The 18226-nt window shown below is 33.0% G+C and carries 20 protein-coding genes; 9 read left to right on the top strand and 11 right to left on the bottom strand.

Annotated features, from left to right (window positions below; all coding sequences use genetic code 11):
• The first annotated feature begins 57 nt into the window (after positions 1 to 57).
• Complete coding sequence (locus E0W69_RS06920) at positions 58 to 855, top strand: glycoside hydrolase family protein (protein ID WP_191967990.1); 798 nt, start codon at positions 58 to 60, stop codon at positions 853 to 855.
• Between the two features lie 16 nt (positions 856 to 871).
• Here E0W69_RS06920 and E0W69_RS06915 read toward each other — a convergent pair whose 3' ends face one another.
• Positions 872 to 1774 carry a helix-turn-helix domain-containing protein gene (locus tag E0W69_RS06915; RefSeq protein ID WP_131329287.1) on the bottom strand — a complete coding sequence of 301 codons (903 nt, stop codon included), beginning with the start codon at positions 1772 to 1774 and terminating at the stop codon, positions 872 to 874.
• Positions 1775 to 1913: 139 nt separating this feature from the next.
• Between E0W69_RS06915 and hxlB the strand changes: the two genes are divergently transcribed.
• From hxlB to E0W69_RS06900, 3 genes are all read left to right on the top strand, one after another.
• On the top strand, positions 1914 to 2480 hold the full coding sequence (gene hxlB / locus E0W69_RS06910; RefSeq protein WP_131329286.1) for a 6-phospho-3-hexuloisomerase: 567 nt from the start codon (positions 1914 to 1916) through the stop codon (positions 2478 to 2480).
• Between the two features lie 26 nt (positions 2481 to 2506).
• Complete coding sequence (gene hxlA, locus E0W69_RS06905) at positions 2507 to 3133, top strand: 3-hexulose-6-phosphate synthase (protein ID WP_131329285.1); 627 nt, start codon at positions 2507 to 2509, stop codon at positions 3131 to 3133.
• 885 nt (positions 3134 to 4018) lie between these two features.
• Positions 4019 to 4510 carry a molybdopterin-dependent oxidoreductase gene (locus E0W69_RS06900; RefSeq protein ID WP_131329284.1) on the top strand — a complete coding sequence of 164 codons (492 nt, stop codon included), beginning with the start codon at positions 4019 to 4021 and terminating at the stop codon, positions 4508 to 4510.
• Here the strand turns inward: E0W69_RS06900 and E0W69_RS06895 are convergent.
• From E0W69_RS06895 to E0W69_RS06855, 9 genes are all read right to left on the bottom strand, one after another.
• Entirely contained in the window at positions 4507 to 5088 is a 582-nt protein-coding gene (locus E0W69_RS06895; protein ID WP_131329283.1) for a molybdenum cofactor guanylyltransferase, read from the bottom strand. The two genes, E0W69_RS06900 and E0W69_RS06895, sit on opposite strands and share 4 nt — an antisense overlap.
• Positions 5089 to 5091: 3 nt before the next feature.
• Complete coding sequence (moaCB, locus tag E0W69_RS06890; RefSeq protein WP_131329282.1) at positions 5092 to 6003, bottom strand: bifunctional molybdenum cofactor biosynthesis protein MoaC/MoaB; 912 nt, start codon at positions 6001 to 6003, stop codon at positions 5092 to 5094.
• A gap of 9 nt (positions 6004 to 6012) precedes the next feature.
• On the bottom strand, positions 6013 to 7191 hold the full coding sequence (locus E0W69_RS06885; RefSeq protein ID WP_131329281.1) for a molybdopterin molybdotransferase MoeA: 1179 nt from the start codon (positions 7189 to 7191) through the stop codon (positions 6013 to 6015).
• A 6-nt stretch (positions 7192 to 7197) separates the two neighbouring features.
• A complete protein-coding gene (locus tag E0W69_RS06880; RefSeq protein ID WP_255478225.1) occupies positions 7198 to 7833 on the bottom strand; it encodes an ATP-binding cassette domain-containing protein in 636 nt (211 codons plus the stop codon).
• A 140-nt stretch (positions 7834 to 7973) separates the two neighbouring features.
• Positions 7974 to 8648, bottom strand: coding sequence for a molybdate ABC transporter permease subunit (gene modB, locus E0W69_RS06875; RefSeq protein ID WP_225321430.1), 675 nt, complete (start codon positions 8646 to 8648; stop codon positions 7974 to 7976).
• A complete protein-coding gene (gene modA / locus E0W69_RS06870) occupies positions 8645 to 9385 on the bottom strand; it encodes a molybdate ABC transporter substrate-binding protein (protein ID WP_131329279.1) in 741 nt (246 codons plus the stop codon). Before modA ends, modB begins: the two co-directional genes overlap by 4 nt.
• A complete protein-coding gene (locus tag E0W69_RS06865) occupies positions 9382 to 9828 on the bottom strand; it encodes a molybdenum cofactor biosynthesis protein MoaE (protein WP_225321429.1) in 447 nt (148 codons plus the stop codon). Before E0W69_RS06865 ends, modA begins: the two co-directional genes overlap by 4 nt.
• A 1-nt stretch (position 9829) precedes the next feature.
• Entirely contained in the window at positions 9830 to 10894 is a 1065-nt protein-coding gene (locus E0W69_RS06860; protein ID WP_131329278.1) for a HesA/MoeB/ThiF family protein, read from the bottom strand.
• 11 nt (positions 10895 to 10905) lie between these two features.
• Positions 10906 to 11145, bottom strand: coding sequence for a MoaD/ThiS family protein (locus E0W69_RS06855; protein ID WP_131329277.1), 240 nt, complete (start codon positions 11143 to 11145; stop codon positions 10906 to 10908).
• Positions 11146 to 11298: 153 nt separating this feature from the next.
• On the opposite strand from E0W69_RS06855, the gene moaA reads away from it, so the two are divergent.
• Genes moaA through E0W69_RS06835 form a run of 4 tightly spaced genes read left to right on the top strand, consistent with a single transcriptional unit; the run spans position 11299 to position 15931 of the window.
• The gene (gene moaA, locus E0W69_RS06850; RefSeq protein WP_131329276.1) at positions 11299 to 12279 is read left to right on the top strand and encodes a GTP 3',8-cyclase MoaA; all 981 of its coding nucleotides are present in this window, start codon (positions 11299 to 11301) and stop codon (positions 12277 to 12279) included.
• 42 nt (positions 12280 to 12321) lie between these two features.
• On the top strand, positions 12322 to 13200 hold the full coding sequence (gene fdhD / locus E0W69_RS06845) for a formate dehydrogenase accessory sulfurtransferase FdhD (protein WP_131329275.1): 879 nt from the start codon (positions 12322 to 12324) through the stop codon (positions 13198 to 13200).
• Positions 13190 to 13540, top strand: coding sequence for a DUF7009 family protein (locus E0W69_RS06840; protein WP_131329274.1), 351 nt, complete (start codon positions 13190 to 13192; stop codon positions 13538 to 13540). Before fdhD ends, E0W69_RS06840 begins: the two co-directional genes overlap by 11 nt.
• An 18-nt stretch (positions 13541 to 13558) precedes the next feature.
• Entirely contained in the window at positions 13559 to 15931 is a 2373-nt protein-coding gene (locus E0W69_RS06835; protein ID WP_131329273.1) for an FdhF/YdeP family oxidoreductase, read from the top strand.
• Positions 15932 to 15974: 43 nt separating this feature from the next.
• Here the strand turns inward: E0W69_RS06835 and E0W69_RS06830 are convergent, their stop codons facing one another.
• Positions 15975 to 16847: a pirin family protein gene (locus E0W69_RS06830; RefSeq protein WP_131329272.1), complete on the bottom strand. Its 873-nt coding sequence runs from the start codon at positions 16845 to 16847 to the stop codon at positions 15975 to 15977.
• Between the two features lie 131 nt (positions 16848 to 16978).
• Here E0W69_RS06830 and E0W69_RS06825 point away from each other — a divergent pair, with 131 nt between their 5' ends.
• Positions 16979 to 18220, top strand: a complete 1242-nt coding sequence (locus E0W69_RS06825; protein ID WP_131329271.1) for a DUF445 domain-containing protein — start codon at positions 16979 to 16981, stop codon at positions 18218 to 18220.
• Positions 18221 to 18226: the final 6 nt, after the last annotated feature.

The following is an 18226-nucleotide window of genomic DNA, read 5'->3' as shown; positions in this document are numbered from 1 at the left end:
AATTGTGTCTAGACTACACAACTACCTTCCAGAAATATAACAATATCAAATATTACAGTGCAAAAAGCAGGTAATTATGCCATACTGGGATATAGTTTGGATAATGTAATATTACAAAATATGCATATAAAACAAGGTTGGGACGGTATACATATTCGAGGTGGTAATAATATATTGATTAGGAATAGTACATTCGAAACAGGAGATGATGCAATTGCTGGAGGGTATTGGAATAATTTTGTTATTACAGATTGTAAAATTAACTCATCTTGTAATGGTATTCGTGTGATTATGCCCGTTGATGGTGTAAAAATTGAACATTCTAGTTTTGAAGGACCTGGAGTCTTTACACATAGAACTTCTGGTGCGGCGCATAGAACAAATATGCTAGCTGGTATTTATATACAACCTGGAGGTTGGGGTGTAACTAAAGGAGACATCAATAATGTTACTATTAATGATTTAAAAATGCATAATATGGATAATGCATTGATGCTTAATTTGAATAGGGAAAATAATGCAAATAATATATTAATTACAAATATAGTAGCAGATAGTATAAGAGGTGCTTTTTATATTCATAGTCACAATGGAGGTTATTTTGATCATATTACATTGGAAAATATTGACGTAAAGTTTACACCTACAACTACTCCTGATGGTGTCTGGGCTCTTAGCGTAAATAATGTCCAACATCTACGTTTAAAAAATATAAATTGGGAATGTAGTAGATTAGATGCGAAACTAGCTATTCAATTAAAAAATGTAACATTTCCTACATTGGAAAATGTGAAATTATTACCAAAAGATAATCAAATTAATGTGGAGAATTCTGGAGATATACAATCTAATTAAATAGATTATTTTGGATCTAACTTAATTTTTGGTTTGTTTTTCTAAGTATAGTAGGAGTCGTATGTAAATATTGCTTAAACAATCGAGTAAAATAATTAGGATTTTCAAAACCGACTAGATAACTTATTTCTGCAATAGTCAGATGAGGCTGTTCAATCAATATTCTTTTGGCTCTTTCTATTCTAGCTTTATTGATATATTCTAGCGGTGTAATATTAAATTCTCTTTTAAAAGTACGAAACAAAGTGGTTTTGCTCATGGACATTTGTTGAGATAAAAACGCTATAGTAAGTTCACTATCCAAATTGTCTTGAATATATCTCACTAAGTCATTTAATGCACCAAAGCTATTATTAAGAAATAAATCCTTTCTATTTTGCGATTGAAAAAGTAATACCAATAGTTCCGTCAAGGTTAGCTCTGCTATTATTCTAGCTTCTTGCGTATTTTGATTTGCAAGATGATACAATTTATATATTAGGGAAGAAATTTCTTCATTTGTAAATACACTATAATCTTTCATTGAAAGTTGCCATAGTTGACCATCCAGTCGTGGATATCGTTCATTTAATAAAGATAATGAACTGGCGATTTTCATTTTATCAATCGTCAGAGAAAGGCATTGAGTAGGATTTACTAAACTTGAATCAGGAAAATTAACTTCCATTTCCAAATTTGGCGGAACGATCATAGTGCTTCCAGGAAGATACTCAATAGGAATATCATTTTTAAATTTCATCAATTTTTTACCTCTCAATAAGTTGTAAAAGATCGGTTCTTGGAACCGCTGTTTTATTGTAGTTGTTTCAAATGTTTCCAATACGGATAATTCAAAAGATTCCATACCGAAACTACGCTTATTGTCCGCAGGCTCAGTATTTACATAGTTTATTGGAATATTTAAAATTGAATCTTTCATATCAAACACATTACAATTACAAATTTACAACTTTTTTTTGGGGACAGTTTTTCGTGCTATTATTATGCTATCTATTGCAATTATTGTCTTTACATTCCCTGTTATTCTATTTTACTTTTGCAATGTTAAACATGGATAGATGTCACAAAAGCAAAATATTTTAAATAAAATACAAGATATATTAATTGAAAATCGACAAGTTTTGTTGAATGTTTCTGAAGTAGAATTGAACCTTGCCAAAAATGCAATGGTATCAGCAAACCGTATTTTTTTCATGGGAACTGGTAGGAGTGGACTTGCATTAAAAATGGCGGCTATGCGTTTTATGCATTTAGGATTGAATGTTTTTGTAGTTGGTGAAATAGTAACTCCAGCAATATTGGAAAATGATATATTAATAGTTGCTTCAGGTTCAGGAACAACTAGTACAGTTTTAATTGCTGCCGAAAAGGCAAAAAAAGTAAATACTAAAATTTTGGCAATCACTACTAATAAGGACAATCCATTAGCAGAAATAGCCAACCATATAATTCAAATTCCCGCTGCACAAAAAACAGATTTTTCGGAAAATATATCTCAACAATATGCAGGTAGTTTATTTGAACAAAGTACATTATTTGTATTAGATGCTATATTTTCTGTTTTATGGGAAAACTCAGGTAAAACAAAAGAAGAACTATGGCCCAAACACGCCAATCTAGAATAATTAAATAAATATTAAATAAAACAATCATGGCAAAATTACAAGTAGCAATTGATTTGCTTTCTACAGAAGCTGCATTAGAATTAGCAGCAAAAGTCGCTCCATATGTGGATATTATAGAATTAGGTACTCCGTTGATCAAACAAGAAGGTTTGAAAGTTGTAACAGCTATGAAAGCAGCGCACCCTGATAAATTAGTATTTGCTGATATGAAAACAGCCGATACTGGGGCATTAGAAGCTGAAATGGCATTCAATGCTGGTGCAGATTTAGTAACTGTTATGGGTACTGTAGATGATGCTACAATCAAAGGAGCTGTTGCCGCAGCAAATAAATTAGGTAAAAAAGTAGTAGTTGATACCATCGGTGTTAAAAATCGAGTACAAAGAGCGAAAGAAGTGTCTGCAATGGGGGTTGCTTTTGTTGAATTACATGCAGGTTTGGACGAACAAGCATTGCCTGGATATTCTATTCAAACATTAATCAATGAAGGTATTGAAGCTGGTGTTCCATTTTCCATTGCTGGTGGTGTTAATGCAAACAGTATTAAAGATGTGTTAGCCGCAGGTGCTGAAGTAGCAGTTGCTGGTGGTGCTATCTATAGTGCAGCTGATCCAGCTAAAGCCGCAGAAGCTTTGAAAGCCGCATTTAATTAATTTTTTATCATAAATTAATTTTAAGCCTGATTATTTATTTTATAATCAGGCTTAAAATCAATTTATATCACCACTACTAAAAGACTTGAGACTATGGTATATTGTTAACGCAAACATCTATTGTAGCTATTTGATAATTCAATTGAAAAAAGATAAATAAGTGGATAATCAATCTTATGTATAGAAATATAACGTAAGCGGGATTATTTAGTATATTTATAGAACATATGGAACAATCATATCTATAATAAAAGAATTTCTTGAATAAGAAAATTAGAAAAGCATTGCTTGCGTTTATACTCCAACAGTGACAAAAGCACCATTCATAGTAGTTTTAATATGCAAAAACGAACTATAGTGAATCATTTTCAATATTTGAAAGCATAAATAAATTGCTTTTTTGGGTGGGTTTTACTAGTATTTGATGCAAAAAACTAACTAATAAATTATCTATTGAAAAATGTATAGTTCATTTAAAAGGAGCGTCCCTTCCATTTTTTAATATTTCAGGCTATATTATTTTAGTAAAATTTATTTAAGCTATGACAGATTTCCCCCCATTAATAAATGATCACTTTGAGTGACTATATTTACGAATAAATACTTCCACATTTTTAATTTGCTGCATTACCATTTTATAGATTTTAAAATTGTACTTTTTGTTCATTTCTTAATCATATCACATATAAAAACTTACTGTATAATAAGATAGTTAATAGATGTATAGATAAAGAAAATGCATTTTCAATTTGTCGGTAGATAATAATTTCTATTCAACATCTATTAAAATTGTCATTTTTTTTACTTTTATTGTATGTTGCAGTTATTGTAATTTATTTTTATGGTACAGTAGTTTTTATTTAAGTTATTCTAATATCTTTGATTATGAAAAAAACGCTATCTATATTACTTGTTTTAATATTTATTAGTATTACAAGTTTTAGTCAACAAAATTTTTTATTGAAAGTATCTGGTGATGTTTTAATACCTCAAACTTTGACATTGGAAAATCTACATTTATTTCCTAAAATAGAGGTAAATTTTATAGACAAAGTTGGTAATAAACACGTTTATGGTGGTTATTCTATACAGTCTATTTTAACAAAAGCTGGCGCTACGATGGGCACTAATTTGCGTGGAAAAAATTTATCAAAATATGTAATTGCAAAATGTGCTGATGGTTATAAAGTATTGTTTTCCTTAGCTGAACTAGATTCTAATTTTACAGACCGAGTGGTTATTATTGCAGACGAAATGGACGGAAAAGTTTTGCCAAAAGAAAAGGGACCCTTAAGAATAATTGTACCCGATGAAAAGAAACCTGCTCGTAGTTGCTTTCAGTTAGTCGAGTTGATTGTTAAAACAGATAATGATTAAAGAAGATTTTTAAATTCTTCAATAGTATTGAAATTTTGGAACTCGGAAGTAATTTCGGATTGTACAAATTCTGTATTTAAGGATTGAATAATACTTTTTAAACTATAATGTTTTATTTCATCGGACAACACTTGTTGAATGATTGTATCTAGCGCATTTTTTGTATAAATAGCGCATAATGGTTGCAAATATTGATCCGTTTGGTACAATGTTACGTCTTTTGAATTATTCAAATTTAATTGAATGATATAGTTTAACGTCTCTTTTTTTAAAAGTAACATATCTGTCGCGAGAATCAATAAGTCGTCCTTGGGAAATTTTAAATGTGCAGATATTATTCCAATTAGTGGACCTTTTACATCAAACTTTTTGTTATCTACAATATAATTGTATTGAGGTAAAAATTGTGAATAATTTTTCAATTGTGTTGTATTTATTGAAATACTCACTGGAATATTTAAGCTATTCAATTTTTGATAAGCAATTTCTACCCAATATTGCGAATGAAACTTCATTAAACCTTTATCGGACCTCATTCGCGTACTTTGCCCGCCACACATGACAATACCTCTCACCATATTTTAAGAATGTTTAAATCCATTAGCTACTTGAAATACGTGAAATAAATAGGGGAATAAAGCATTCATGTAATCTTCCGCTGCGTTTTTTGAACCCGGAATTGTCAATACAAATGTTTGGTCTATAAATCCTGCTACACCTCTGGATAGCATAGAATACGGCATTCTTTCTTGACCATAATTACGCGCAATTTCCATAGGACCATCCACTTGTTTTGTCAATAATGGCAATATGGCATCGGGTGTATTATCTCGGTCAGAAAGTCCAGTACCACCACTGAATATTAAAAGATCAAAATAATCGTTACACAGTTGCTGCGCTTTTTGACTAATTCCATTGGAGTTATCTGGAATTATACTATAATCAATCGTTTGTATACCAAATTCTTTCATTTTTTTCATAATATACAATCCTGCAGTATCCTCTGATTGATTTTGTGAAATAGAATCGGAACAAACTATAATAGCTACATTCAAGTCTGCAATTTTTACTTTTTTATAGTCTGATTTGCCTCCTGATTTGTGTTCTAATTTTATATTATTGATTGTAATTCCCTTGTCGATTGGTTTCAACATATCATACATAGTCAGTGCAACGATGGATGCGCCGTGCATTGCTTCCACCTCTACTCCAGTGCGATAAATTGTATGAACTTCTAATATTATTTTGATTGTTAAATCAATAATTTCATAGTTGATAGATGTGTACTCAATGGGTAATGGATGGCAATCTGGAATCAAATCACTTGTTTTTTTGATGCCTAATAAACCTGCGGCTCTTGCAAACTCGAAGATATTTCCTTTGGGAACTTCATTATTTTTTATCTTATTAATAGTCTCAATAGAGGAAACGTTCACTTCTGCACTTGCAATTGCTTTTCTTAAAGTATATATTTTATGTGTAATATCGACCATAATATTATTTTAGTTGGATAAAGTGATTACTTCAACTATTTCATTTTCTTCGAAATTTTCTTTTGTTTCGGGTAAAATAATCAGCGCATCGGCTATTGCAAAACTAGAAAGTCTAAATGACTCTTGTGCCGTCAATGGGAAAACTTTACCATTAACAATTTTTGCTTTCAAAAAATGGGTTAGTGAGCCACTTTTTGTGTAAGATTTTCCCAAAGGCAACTTGATAGTTGTTGTTAAAGGCATTTTTGCAAAATCCAGAAGAAAATTTTGAAGATAAATGTAGTAGCAAGAAAGACTTGAAGCCGGATTTCCTGGAAGACCAAAAATTATTTTGTTACCTATTTTACCGAAATATAATGGTTTGCCTGGCTTTTGTTTCACTCTATGAAAAATAGTATCTATCCCAATTTCTTCGCATGCTTTTTTTACATAATCATAGTCACCTACACTTACACCGCCAGTTAAGATAATAAGATCACTTTGTTTTAATGTGTTGTCTATAACAGATTTTAAAGTTTCAAGATTATCTTCTGCAAACACAATCTTTGGCGTTTCATTTATAGTCCCTTGTATCGCATTAGAAAGCATGATACTATTGGATTCATAGATTTGCCCTTCTATTAACTGAGTTCCTCTAGCCGCCAATTCATTTCCAGTAATAATTAAAGATATTTTTGGTTTATTATATACCTTGATTTCCGTAATGCCCAACATGGCTAAAAAACCAATTGAAGACGCTTGTAATTGGGTTCTTTGCTTAAGAGCTAATTCCCCTATTGCAATTTCTGATCCTATCTCTCTTACGTCACTACCCAATGAGAATTTTGCACCAGTTATGGACATTTGATTATTGTCGACCACTGTGTATTCCTGCATTACGATTGTATCTGCATTTTTGGGTAAAGGCGCTCCTGTAAAAATACGAATAGCTTGATTAGGTTTGATTTCGTAATTTTTGCTTATTCCGGCAGGTTGTTCTCCCACAATTTCGAAATTATTATTTGCAATATCTTGATGTAAAATGGCGTATCCATCCTTAGAGGATTGTCTAAATGACGGAATATTTATAGTAGAATAAATGTCTTCTGCCAACACATAATTTAAAGCATTTTCCAATAAAATAGTGGTCGTTTTAGGAGACGGAAGATTATTTTTGATTAAATCTTTAGCTTCATTCACACTAATCATAATAGTTTATTTTATTAGTGAAATTTTAAAATTATTATTATTTTGAACTAATTTATCCGAAATTAGAAGTGCATAATTTCCATTTTCAGCTTTTATTAGTTTCGATTTTTCTATAATTTCTTCTTGGAAATATTCTAATGGATTCATTATAGAACTTGACTTATAGTCTTTTATCAAAACCATCTTAGTGCATAATGCTTTTATTTCATCTGAACTATGACTAACATATAAAATTGGAATTTGTTTCTGTTGCTGATATTTTTTTATATATTCAATAATTGTCACTTGCCATTCGCTATCTACCGCTGATAAGGGTTCGTCCATAAGTAATAAGGATGGTTCATTTGCCAAAGCTCGTGCCAATGCAACTGCTTGCTTCTGACCACCTGACAGCTCATATACTTTCTTTTTTAATAAATGCGAAATTTGGAGATCATTAGTAAGCGCTTCAATATTATGAAAATTTGCACCATATTGTATATTTTCCAAAACATTCATATGGGGAAATAATGCACCATCTTGAAATATAAATCCGATTTTCCGTTTTGTAGTTGGTAGGTAAATGTTGGTATCCGAACTATAAATTACATTTTCATTTAGTTGCACAAATCCGTTGTCTGGCGCTAATATTCCAGATATCATACGCAAAATGGTTGATTTTCCAATCCCAGAATGGCCATATATGCCAATTATTTCCGGTTTTGGCGATACTAATTCAAAATACAAATTTTGATTCTGATTTTGAATCTTTAATAATTTATTTAAACGAATATTTAGCATATCTAAAAACTTGTCTTTATTTTTTTATAGTTACTAAATATATTTAAGGTAATTATCGTTACAAATGAGAATAATATCATTATGATGGCGTAAGTATTTGCAGTCTTATAGTCAAATATTTCAACAGAATTATATAAAGCAATAGATGCGGTTTGCGTTTTGTTCGGAATGTTTCCTCCGATCATTAAGACGACTCCAAATTCACCAATTGTATGTGCGAAAGTGAATATAATTCCCGTTAAAATAGCATTTTTACAATTGGGTATTTTTATTTTCCATAGCGTTTCCCAATATGATTTTCCTAATGTATAAGACGCATCAACGATATTCTTTGGGATGTTTTGTAAGCCTACTTTTAATGGACGAACCATAAATGGCAAACTATAAATGATCGACCCAATTAAAATCCCTGTGAATGAGAATGAAATTTGAGAGTGAAATATTTTTTCATACCATTTGCCCAAATTTTTTTCAGGATTAAAAGCCACTAAAAGATAGTAACCTATGACTGTCGGCGGCAATACCATAGGTAGGGTTACAATTGCATCCACAATAGAACGTCCAAAAGAGTTTTTTCGAGACAACCATATTGCAATTGGTAACGACAAAATAAATAAAATTATCGTTGTACTCGCCGCTAATGAAAGGGATAATATTAATGGTGACCAATCCATCATGGAACTAAATATCCGAATTGTTTGTAAATACTTTTTGCAGTATTGGAATATAAAAAGTTATAGAACTTTTGCGCCTCTGTATTGTTTTTCAATAGTGCCGCAGCTTGATTGATAGGCGGATAATCTGCTGCTTTTATTGCTAACCATTTTCCTTTATTTTCTGCAGGGGTAGCCACTACAATTGACTTTGCCGTAAAGCCAATTTCTACATTTTGCGTGGCGATAAATTGGCTTGTTTGCGTGATGCTTTCACCAGTTACTAATTTGCCTTGTATTTCATTCCAAACCTTTGCTTTTTCTAGTACATACTTTGCCGCACTGCCATACGGCGCGGTTTCGGTGTTGGCGATCGCTATTTTTTTATAGTTAGGATTTTTTAGTTCTTGTACTGATTTTGGTAATTTAATATTAGGTTTTGCCGTCCATAATACTAAAATTCCTTGCGCATAGGTTTTGGGGATTCCTATAGTTTTGTTTTGTTCGTGTAACTTTTCTGGAAATTTTGTATCCGCGGAAACGAATATGTCAAAAGGTGCTCCGTTTAAGATTTCTTGCGTTAGATTACCAGATGCGCCTATCACAACTTGAACTTGCGTTTTGTCTTGTTTGTTAAATTCTTTTATCAATGTCTGTATCGTGTATTGCATATTCGCAGCAACAGCAACGGTAATTTTTTCTTGTGAAAATGATGTGTAACAACTAAATAGTATTGCTATTAAAATGCTTAATTTTTTCATGTATTATTGATTAACTTTCCATTGAAAATCTTCGTTTGCAAAGATTTCTTTCCCCAAATAGGTATTTCTTTTTTGATCCTTTCCACACATTCTTTACAACCGTCTATTGCTTCTTTTCTATGTCCAGCTGAAGCCATAACAAATAGGCAAATTTCTCCTTTTTGAACTGTACCCAAACTATGTAAAATTACTACATCGATTAGTTGAAATTTTTCTTTAATATCCAAACTTAATTGTGCTAAGGCTTCCGCTGCCATTTCTTTATAGGTCGTATATTCAATAGCCGCTACTACGTTTTCTTCAACTTTATCTGTTCTTATTTGTCCTAAAAAAATATCATGACCACCAATAGACGAATTTTGTTGTTTTCGAGCAATTATCTCTCCAATTAAATGACTAGAAATGGCGCCTTGATGAAAATATTTCTCCAAATTTTCTTCCATATTAATTGAGTGCAACTACACCATTTTTTAAACTATACAATTCATGATTGCCACCAATTTTAAATGCAAAATATTGCATCGCATTTTTGCTCCTAATGCCATGTTGGCAAACAAAAATAATCTTGTCGCCTTTGATTTCCTGGATCCGCTCTTCCAATTCTGACATGGGTATTTGAATATGTGATAGAGGATTCAACTTAGGCAATTCCTCATATTCTCTGACGTCTACAACTGTTGCCGTATCTGCCATTTTTTTAAATAATGGGGCATCGATTTCGATTCCTGCCGTTGTACAAATCGTTTGATATTGCATATTTAAAAATGCACTTTTATCTTTCGGAATGAATTGCACTGCTTGAGAATTTTTTATCAAATCTATGGTGAATAAATCTTGAGAAAGTAAATTATATGTCAATAGTTTATTTTCCAAAGTTTCCCCGAATCCAACTATAAATTTAATAGCTTCAGTCGCTTGCATCGTGCCGATAATGCCAGGTAATACGCCTAATACTCCAGCCTCTGCACAATTTTGAATACTTCCTTGAGTAGGTATTTCTGGAAATAAATCTCTATAGTTAATTTTTTGCTCACCCGAATTTAAAATCGCCACTTGCCCCTCAAATTGAGACACTGCACCATACACAAAAGGTTTGTTAAGTAAAACACAAGCGTCATTTACCAAATATCTAGTAGGAAAATTGTCACTTCCGTCAATAACTAAATCATATTTTTCCAAAATATCCAACGCATTTTCTGTTGTAATATTTTGCGTATAGGCGATGATTTTGACGTCTGGATTGAGTTGTGATAATTTTTCTTTTGCTATGGTCGCTTTATTTTTTCCAATATCATTTACCGTAAACAAAATCTGTCGGTGCAGATTTGTTTCGGATACGGTATCGCCATCTATAATCCCTATAGTACCAGTGCCCGCAGCGACTAGATATTGTAATGCAGGACAGCCTAATCCACCTGCGCCAATTACTAAAATGGTAGCGTCAGAAAGTTTATTTTGTCCTTCAAATCCAAACGAAGGCAATATGATTTGTCTTTGATATTTATTCATCCTAATAACATTTAACCACCAGAAAATGGTGGCATACAAGCGATGATTTGCCCAGATTCGATTTTCGTATTTTCTTGAATCATTTTTTTGTTAACTGCAACGAAAAATTTTATTTTTTCTAAATCTGGATAAATAGTTTTTACTTCCCTTAATAGTTCGTCCGTGTCCGATACATCTTTAATGGTTATTGCCTCTATTTTGGTAATATCCTTTAATTGTCCAAAAAAATACACTTTATTTTCCTTGCTCATGACGACTATTTGCTTGGGCTAAATTAACAAAAACCTTTGTAATTCTGTATTCAAGGAATCTTTAGGATTGTTTTATAAGGCATAATTCTTATCTGAGGTAATTTATATTTACCTTTATAGTAAATTTTACGACCTAGTTTAGATAATTTTAAAATGTTGATTGATCGTTACAATAGAATACATGATTACCTAAGAATTTCACTCACTGACAATTGCAATCTGCGTTGTCAATATTGTATGCCTGATGAAATTTATCATTTTATGAAAAATGACAAATTGATGCAAGCAGATGAAATTAAATCTTTAGCAAAATTATTTGTTCAAAACGGCGTAAAAAAAATTAGGTTAACCGGTGGAGAACCTTTTGTTAGAAAGGATATTGGGGATATTTTAATGCGATTAACTCAATTACCCGTTGAGATTGCCATTACGACCAATGCGACACGATTACATTTATATTGGGATGTATTAGAAAAATCCAATGCGAAATCACTCAATATTAGTTTGGATACGTTGAGTGCAGAGCGATTTTTTCAAATAACAAAACGTGATCAATTTCATATAGTTTGGGAAAATATTAATGAGGCAATTCGACGCAATTTTCACGTGAAGATTAATATGGTCGTGATGCGAGGAGTAAATGATGACGAGGTTTTAGATTTTGTGAGATTAACGGAAAATAATAATATAGAAGTTCGTTTTATAGAGTTTATGCCATTTGAAGGCAATGAATGGAATTGCCAAGAAGTCGTTTCTATGGAATCTTTGTTGGAATCAATACAACAAAATTGGAGCATTGAATCGATAGCGCATTATATCCATGATACAAGTAGAAAATATAAGGTGATTGGATTTAAGGGACAATTTGGTTTTATTAGTACGATGACAGCTCCTTTTTGTTCGGGTTGCAATCGTCTTAGATTAACCGCCGATGGAAAAATGAAAAATTGTCTTTTTTCGCAAAATGAAGTAGATCTTCTTACTCCATTACGCAAAAATGAAAATGTATTGGAATTAATACACCAAAATGTATTGGATAAAGCAAAAGAATTAGGCGGCCAATTCACTACTGATTTAGATAAAATTGATCCACTGCAATTGCAAAATCGAAGTATGATTTCGATTGGTGGATAGTTAGAATAATTTTAGTAAATTTAGGATAAATATGTGCTATTTATGGAACAAATAGATGCTCGTTCGATACAAAAAGTGCCTATTGTGAAAATATACAATGGAGACGCCGCAGAAGAGAAAGATATTCTCGCTGTTGAGGAACCATTGGAAATTCGATTGTCCTTTTTTGAAAATGATCAACTCATTCAAAAATCTATTTCCGTTACGATGCGCACACCTGGAAATGATGAAGAACTAGCGCTTGGTTTTTTATTTACAGAAGGAATTATTACCAGTTTTGATGCAATTGAAGTTGTGGCGCATACAGGAATGATATGCGAATTTCAAAAGCAAAACATCCTTCAAATACAATTAAAAAAGGGTTTTTATCCCAATCTGAATAATACAGAAAGAAATTTTTATACAAGTTCGAGTTGTGGGGTTTGTGGTAAAGGATCGATTGATGCTATACGGACTGTTACGACAAAACATTTCGAAAAAGAAACGGAAGTTGCAGTCAGCTTGGATTTGTTGTATCAATTACCTCAATTATTGAGAAATGCGCAGCAAAATTTCTCAGCAACAGGCGGTATTCACGCTTCGGGTTTATTTGATACGACTGGAAATTTGCTTTATTTAAGAGAAGATGTTGGTCGACACAATGCTTTGGATAAATTGATCGGTGAAGCTTTGATGGCGCATCAATTGCCGTTAAACAACCAAGTTTTGTTGTTGAGCGGTCGTGCGAGTTTTGAATTGATACAAAAAGCCGCCATGGCGGGTATCAAGATTATCGCAGCGATTGGTGCACCTTCATCCTTAGCTGTGGATTTGGCAAAAGAATTTGATATAACTTTAGTTGGCTTTTTGCGGGATAAAAAATGTAATATTTACCATGCAAATGAGCGCATTTTAATATCAGAATTGAAATATGAAAATTAGAATAAAAGGAAATACGTTGCGACTAAGATTGGCGCAATCCGAAGTGGAAAAATTGGCGAAAGAGGGTAGCGTAAAAGAAGAGACAGCATTTTTTAATAAAACATTGTCCTACGCTGTTATTAGTGCGGATGTAGAAAAATTAGAAACCAATTTTGATGGTGACCAGATTTCTATTTTTATACCAAAAGATAAAGCGACTGCTTTATTTGAAACAAAAAAAGTTGGTTTTGAAGAGCATTCTGGTCCTGTTGCGATTTTGATCGAAAAAGATTTTGTATGTATTGATAATACGTCAGAGGATCAGAGCGACAATTATCCCAATCCTAAAATGCAATGTTAATCCATTAAATTTCACAATATGAAAGACGATAAGGATATTTCTAAACAAGAAAATAAGGAACCTTCTGCAGAAAATCCGTTTAAATTGTTGAATTTAAAAGTCGATAAAGTTCACAATTGGGCGGCAGGTGTGCCAGCAGTAATGGCTTCTATCGCGGATTTATTTGAGGAAAAAACAGTATTGAGAGGAGGAAAAGCGTTATTCAAAATGAACCAAATGGGTGGTTTTGATTGTGCAAGTTGCGCCTGGCCCGATCCCGATGAGAAGCGTTCACCTATTGCAGAGTATTGTGAAAATGGAGCCAAAGCTTTAGCCGAAGAGGCTACGACGAAAACGACGCCAGCGGCTTTTTTTAAAGAACATTCTGTTTACGAATTATCTCAACATACGGATTTTGAATTGGGGCATTATGGTCGTTTTACGGAGCCGATGTATTTACCTAAAGGAGGAACGCATTATCAACCAATTAGTTGGGAGGATGCTTTTAAAAAAATAGCGACACATATTAATGCATTGGATGATCCCAATGAAGCGATTTTTTATACTTCTGGACGTACTAGTAATGAAGCGTCATTTGTATATCAATTATTTGCAAAAGTTGTGGGGACGAATAATATGCCTGATTGTTCCAATATGTGTCACGAAACTTCTGGGACAGGTTTATCTCCAACCATTGGTATTGGAAAAGGTACGGTGAAGTTAGAAGATTTGCATGATGCGGAATTGATTATTATCGTTGGGCAAAATCCTGGAACGAATGCACCCAGAATGATGAGTGCGCTTTCTATTTGTAAGAAAAAAGGTGGAAAAATAATCGCGGTCAATCCTTTGCCAGAGTCAGGTCTGATGGGTTTTAGAGATCCACAATCCCCCATCGGTGTATTTAAAGAAACAAAATTGTCAGATCTATATTTACCTGTAAAAATAAATGGAGATATGGCTTTTTTCAAGGCGATGGAAAAAATGCTTTTGGAAAAAGAAGCTTTAGCTCCAGGAACGATTTTGGATAAAAAATTCATGGATGATAAAACCGTGGGCTATGATGAATTTGTCCAACAATTTGCAGATTATGATCTCAATGTATTGGCGGAGGAGTCTGGCTTGACCATGGAACAGTTGGAAGAAGCGGCGGATTTATTAGCAAAGAGAAAAAAAGTGATATTTTGTTGGGGTATGGGTATTACCCAACAGCCCAATGGTGTAGATATGGTGCGAGAGATGGTCAATATTTTACTAATGAAAGGAAGTATTGGTATTCCAGGTGCGGGCGTTTGTCCTGTACGTGGTCACAGCAATGTGCAAGGAAATCGTACAATGTTGATCAATGAAAAGCCAACGCAGGATCAATTGGATAAATTAGAAACACATTTTGGATTTAATCCTCCACGTGAAAATGGATATGATGTCGTTCATGCCATACACGCCATGCATGATGGAAAAATTAAATTTTTCTTTGCAATGGGAGGTAATTTTCTTTCTGCAACTCCTGATACAACCTATACAGCGCGAGGAATGCGCAAAATTGGATTGACGGTAAGTGTTTCAACCAAATTAAACCGTACGCATCTTGTCCATGGTTTAGAATCCATTATTTTACCTGCATTGGCAAAAAGTGATGTAGATATTATTAATGGCAAAGCACAGATCGTCAGTGCAGAAAATTCTATGGGCGTCGTGCAGAGTTCCAAAGGTATATTGAAACCCGTTTCTAATCAATTAATGAACGAATCTAATATCGTTTGTAATATGGCGTTGGCTACTTATGGCACAACAGGTAAGGTTGATTGGAGCAGATTTTTAAATAATTATGATGCTATTCGTGATTCCATAGAAAGTTGCATTCCTGGTTTTGATAATTATAATGAACGCGTACGTCAAAGAGGTGGATTTTATTTACCAAATGGTCCACGGGAAGGAAATTTTACTTCTAAAGTTGCTACGGGAAAAGCATCCTTTACCATTACGGAATTACCAGTAAATACACTTGAAGTGGATGAGTATATGATGGCAACGACACGTACGCATGATCAATTTAATACTACTTTGTATGGTTTGGATGACCGTTATCGTGGTATTTTGCATGGTCGCCGAGTTGTGATGATGAATGAAAAAGATATGGCTCGTGAAGGTTGGGTAGAAGGGGATAAAGTCGATTTGTTCAATTATAATGACGATGTTGAGCGTATTGCTCCTTTATTTGTAGTTGTACCTTATCCAATACCAGAAAGAAATACGATGACTTATTTTCCAGAAACGAACGTGTTAGTTTCTGTAAATAATGTAGTTAAGGAAAGTAATATGCCTGCATCTAAATATGTGAAAATAAAAATACGACCACATGATCCAAATATTTTTGAAAAAGTGAAAGAAGCAGAATTGGCGTATGTATAAAAATAAAAAGGCTCAAATTGTATAATTTGAGCCTTTTTATTTTTTAATTACCAGGCAACGGCACATAGCCATCATCATTGGGAACGAGTGGAAATCGATGATTTTTCCAGTCTTCTTTAGCCTTGTCAATTTTTTCTTTAGAACTAGAAACAAAATTCCAGTAAATCAATCTTTCTTCAGGAAATGGTTCTCCTCCGAATATATACACCGTCGTATTCGCCTCCATTTCAAATGTACATAAATGCGCATCTTTTGTTATAAGTAAAAATCCAGGCTCATATTCAATTTCTTGATTTTTAATTTTTCCATTTACAATATAAAGACCACTTTCTCCATACAATTGATCTACCAGATTTACCGTAACGGCATCTTGGCTTTTTAATTCCAACATATACAATTTACTATAAACGGGCACAGGAGAAATATGCTCCCCAATCTGACCTGCAATCAATTTAAATGTAACACCTTTCTCTTCCCAGCTAGGAATAGAATCTGCATCAAAATGGGCAAAATTGGGGTCTATATCTTCTTTGTCTTTGGGCATAGCGATCCATATTTGTAGACCGTGCATGTATTTATCTTTGTGCCTCAAGCTCTCTGGCGTTCTTTCAGAATGGGTAACTCCTTTGCCTGCCGTCATCCAATTGACGGCTCCAGGAGTAATCTCCATTGCATTACCCAAACTATCACGATGCGTAATAGCTCCATCAAATAAATAAGTCAAGGTAGAAAGGCCAATATGAGGATGAGGCGCGACTTCCAGATTTTCGGTATCTTTCATATGTGTAGGTCCCATATGATCTATAAAAACAAATGGACCAACAGATCTTTTTTGTCTAAATGGTAATAATCTCCCAACTAAAAAATTACCTATATCCGCCGCTTTTTCTGGTAATATGATATCTATATTTGACATTTTAAAAATATTTATAAGAAAAAATTAAGATGTAATATAGGTAAAATTGAACGCATTTGCAATAGTTGTTGTTATTAAAATGTTAGGATATTTCCTTTACATTTACTCACTTATTCAAATAAAATGTAATAATGGCGACACCAAAAGAGATTCAATTAAAAAAACATAAATTATTTGCCACTAGTTTGTTTTTGTTGATGCTTGCTATTTATTTAGTGACTGAATATTTTTTAAGAAAATCTGCTATGTCTTGGATTGGTTATGTACACGCTTTTTCTGAGGCTGCGATGGTCGGTGCATTGGCGGATTGGTTTGCCGTAACTGCATTATTCAGGTATCCAATGGGATTGCGTATTCCACATACGAATTTGATTGAAAATAAGAAAAATGATATAGGTGAAAATTTGGGAAGTTTTGTTAAAGATAATTTTTTATCTGAAGAAAATATTCGTCCTTATATTGACAAGTTGGATATCGCGTCATGGGTTTCTAAATGGATTGTAATTACAGAACATCAAAATAGTTTAATCAAAAATGCGAATATTATAGTCAAAGAAATTATAGTTGATCTCCCTGACGAAGATGTAAAGGAATTGATTGCTATCAAAGCTTCCGAAATATTAAATGGGATAGACTATGATAAAATGATTGCTGGCGGCTTACAATATGTTTTGGACAATGGTGAAGATGTTAAATTATTGGATACGCTTTTGCCTAAAATTTTAGCTTACGCAGAGAAAAGCCAAGATATTATACGGGAACGTATAAACGAAAAACGTCCTCTTATAGGTTTTTTAGCTGGAAAAAAGATATCCAAAGAATTTACTCAAGGTATTATCACTTTTATCCAAGAGATTGAAGAGGATAAAAATCATTGGGTGAGAAAACAAATTACGCAGTCCATTGAAAAATTGAAAAATGATGTTGGAAATTCTGATAACTGGCATCGCCAATTAAATGAATGGAAATCAATTTTTATAAGTGAGGAAAAATTACGTCCTTATATCAATGATGCTTGGACTTCATTTAAAACTAATTTTATCGAAGCCTTAGATAAGGAAGATTCACCTTGGTCCAATTATTTGAAAAAAAATGTAGAAAGCTTTGCAACGCGACTTCATTCTGACGCTGAGTTGCAATTAAAAATTAATAATTGGGTGAAAGCATTCGCCTATAAAATGGTTTTGAAAAATAGAGATCAAGTAGAGACGATAATTAGCAATACTGTTGCTGGTTGGAAAGGAGATGAGTTAAGTAATAAATTAGAACTAGAGATAGGAAAAGATCTTCAATTTATTCGTGTGAACGGAACTTTAGTTGGGGGATTGGTTGGCCTCGTTATATATACTTTGACACAATTAATATTCAAATAATTATAA

This window comes from Rhizosphaericola mali, assembly GCF_004337365.2.
Taxonomy (GTDB): domain Bacteria; phylum Bacteroidota; class Bacteroidia; order Chitinophagales; family Chitinophagaceae; genus Rhizosphaericola; species Rhizosphaericola mali.
Note: the sequence above shows the minus strand (reverse complement) of the source record. Positions and strands in the feature narration are given on the sequence as shown.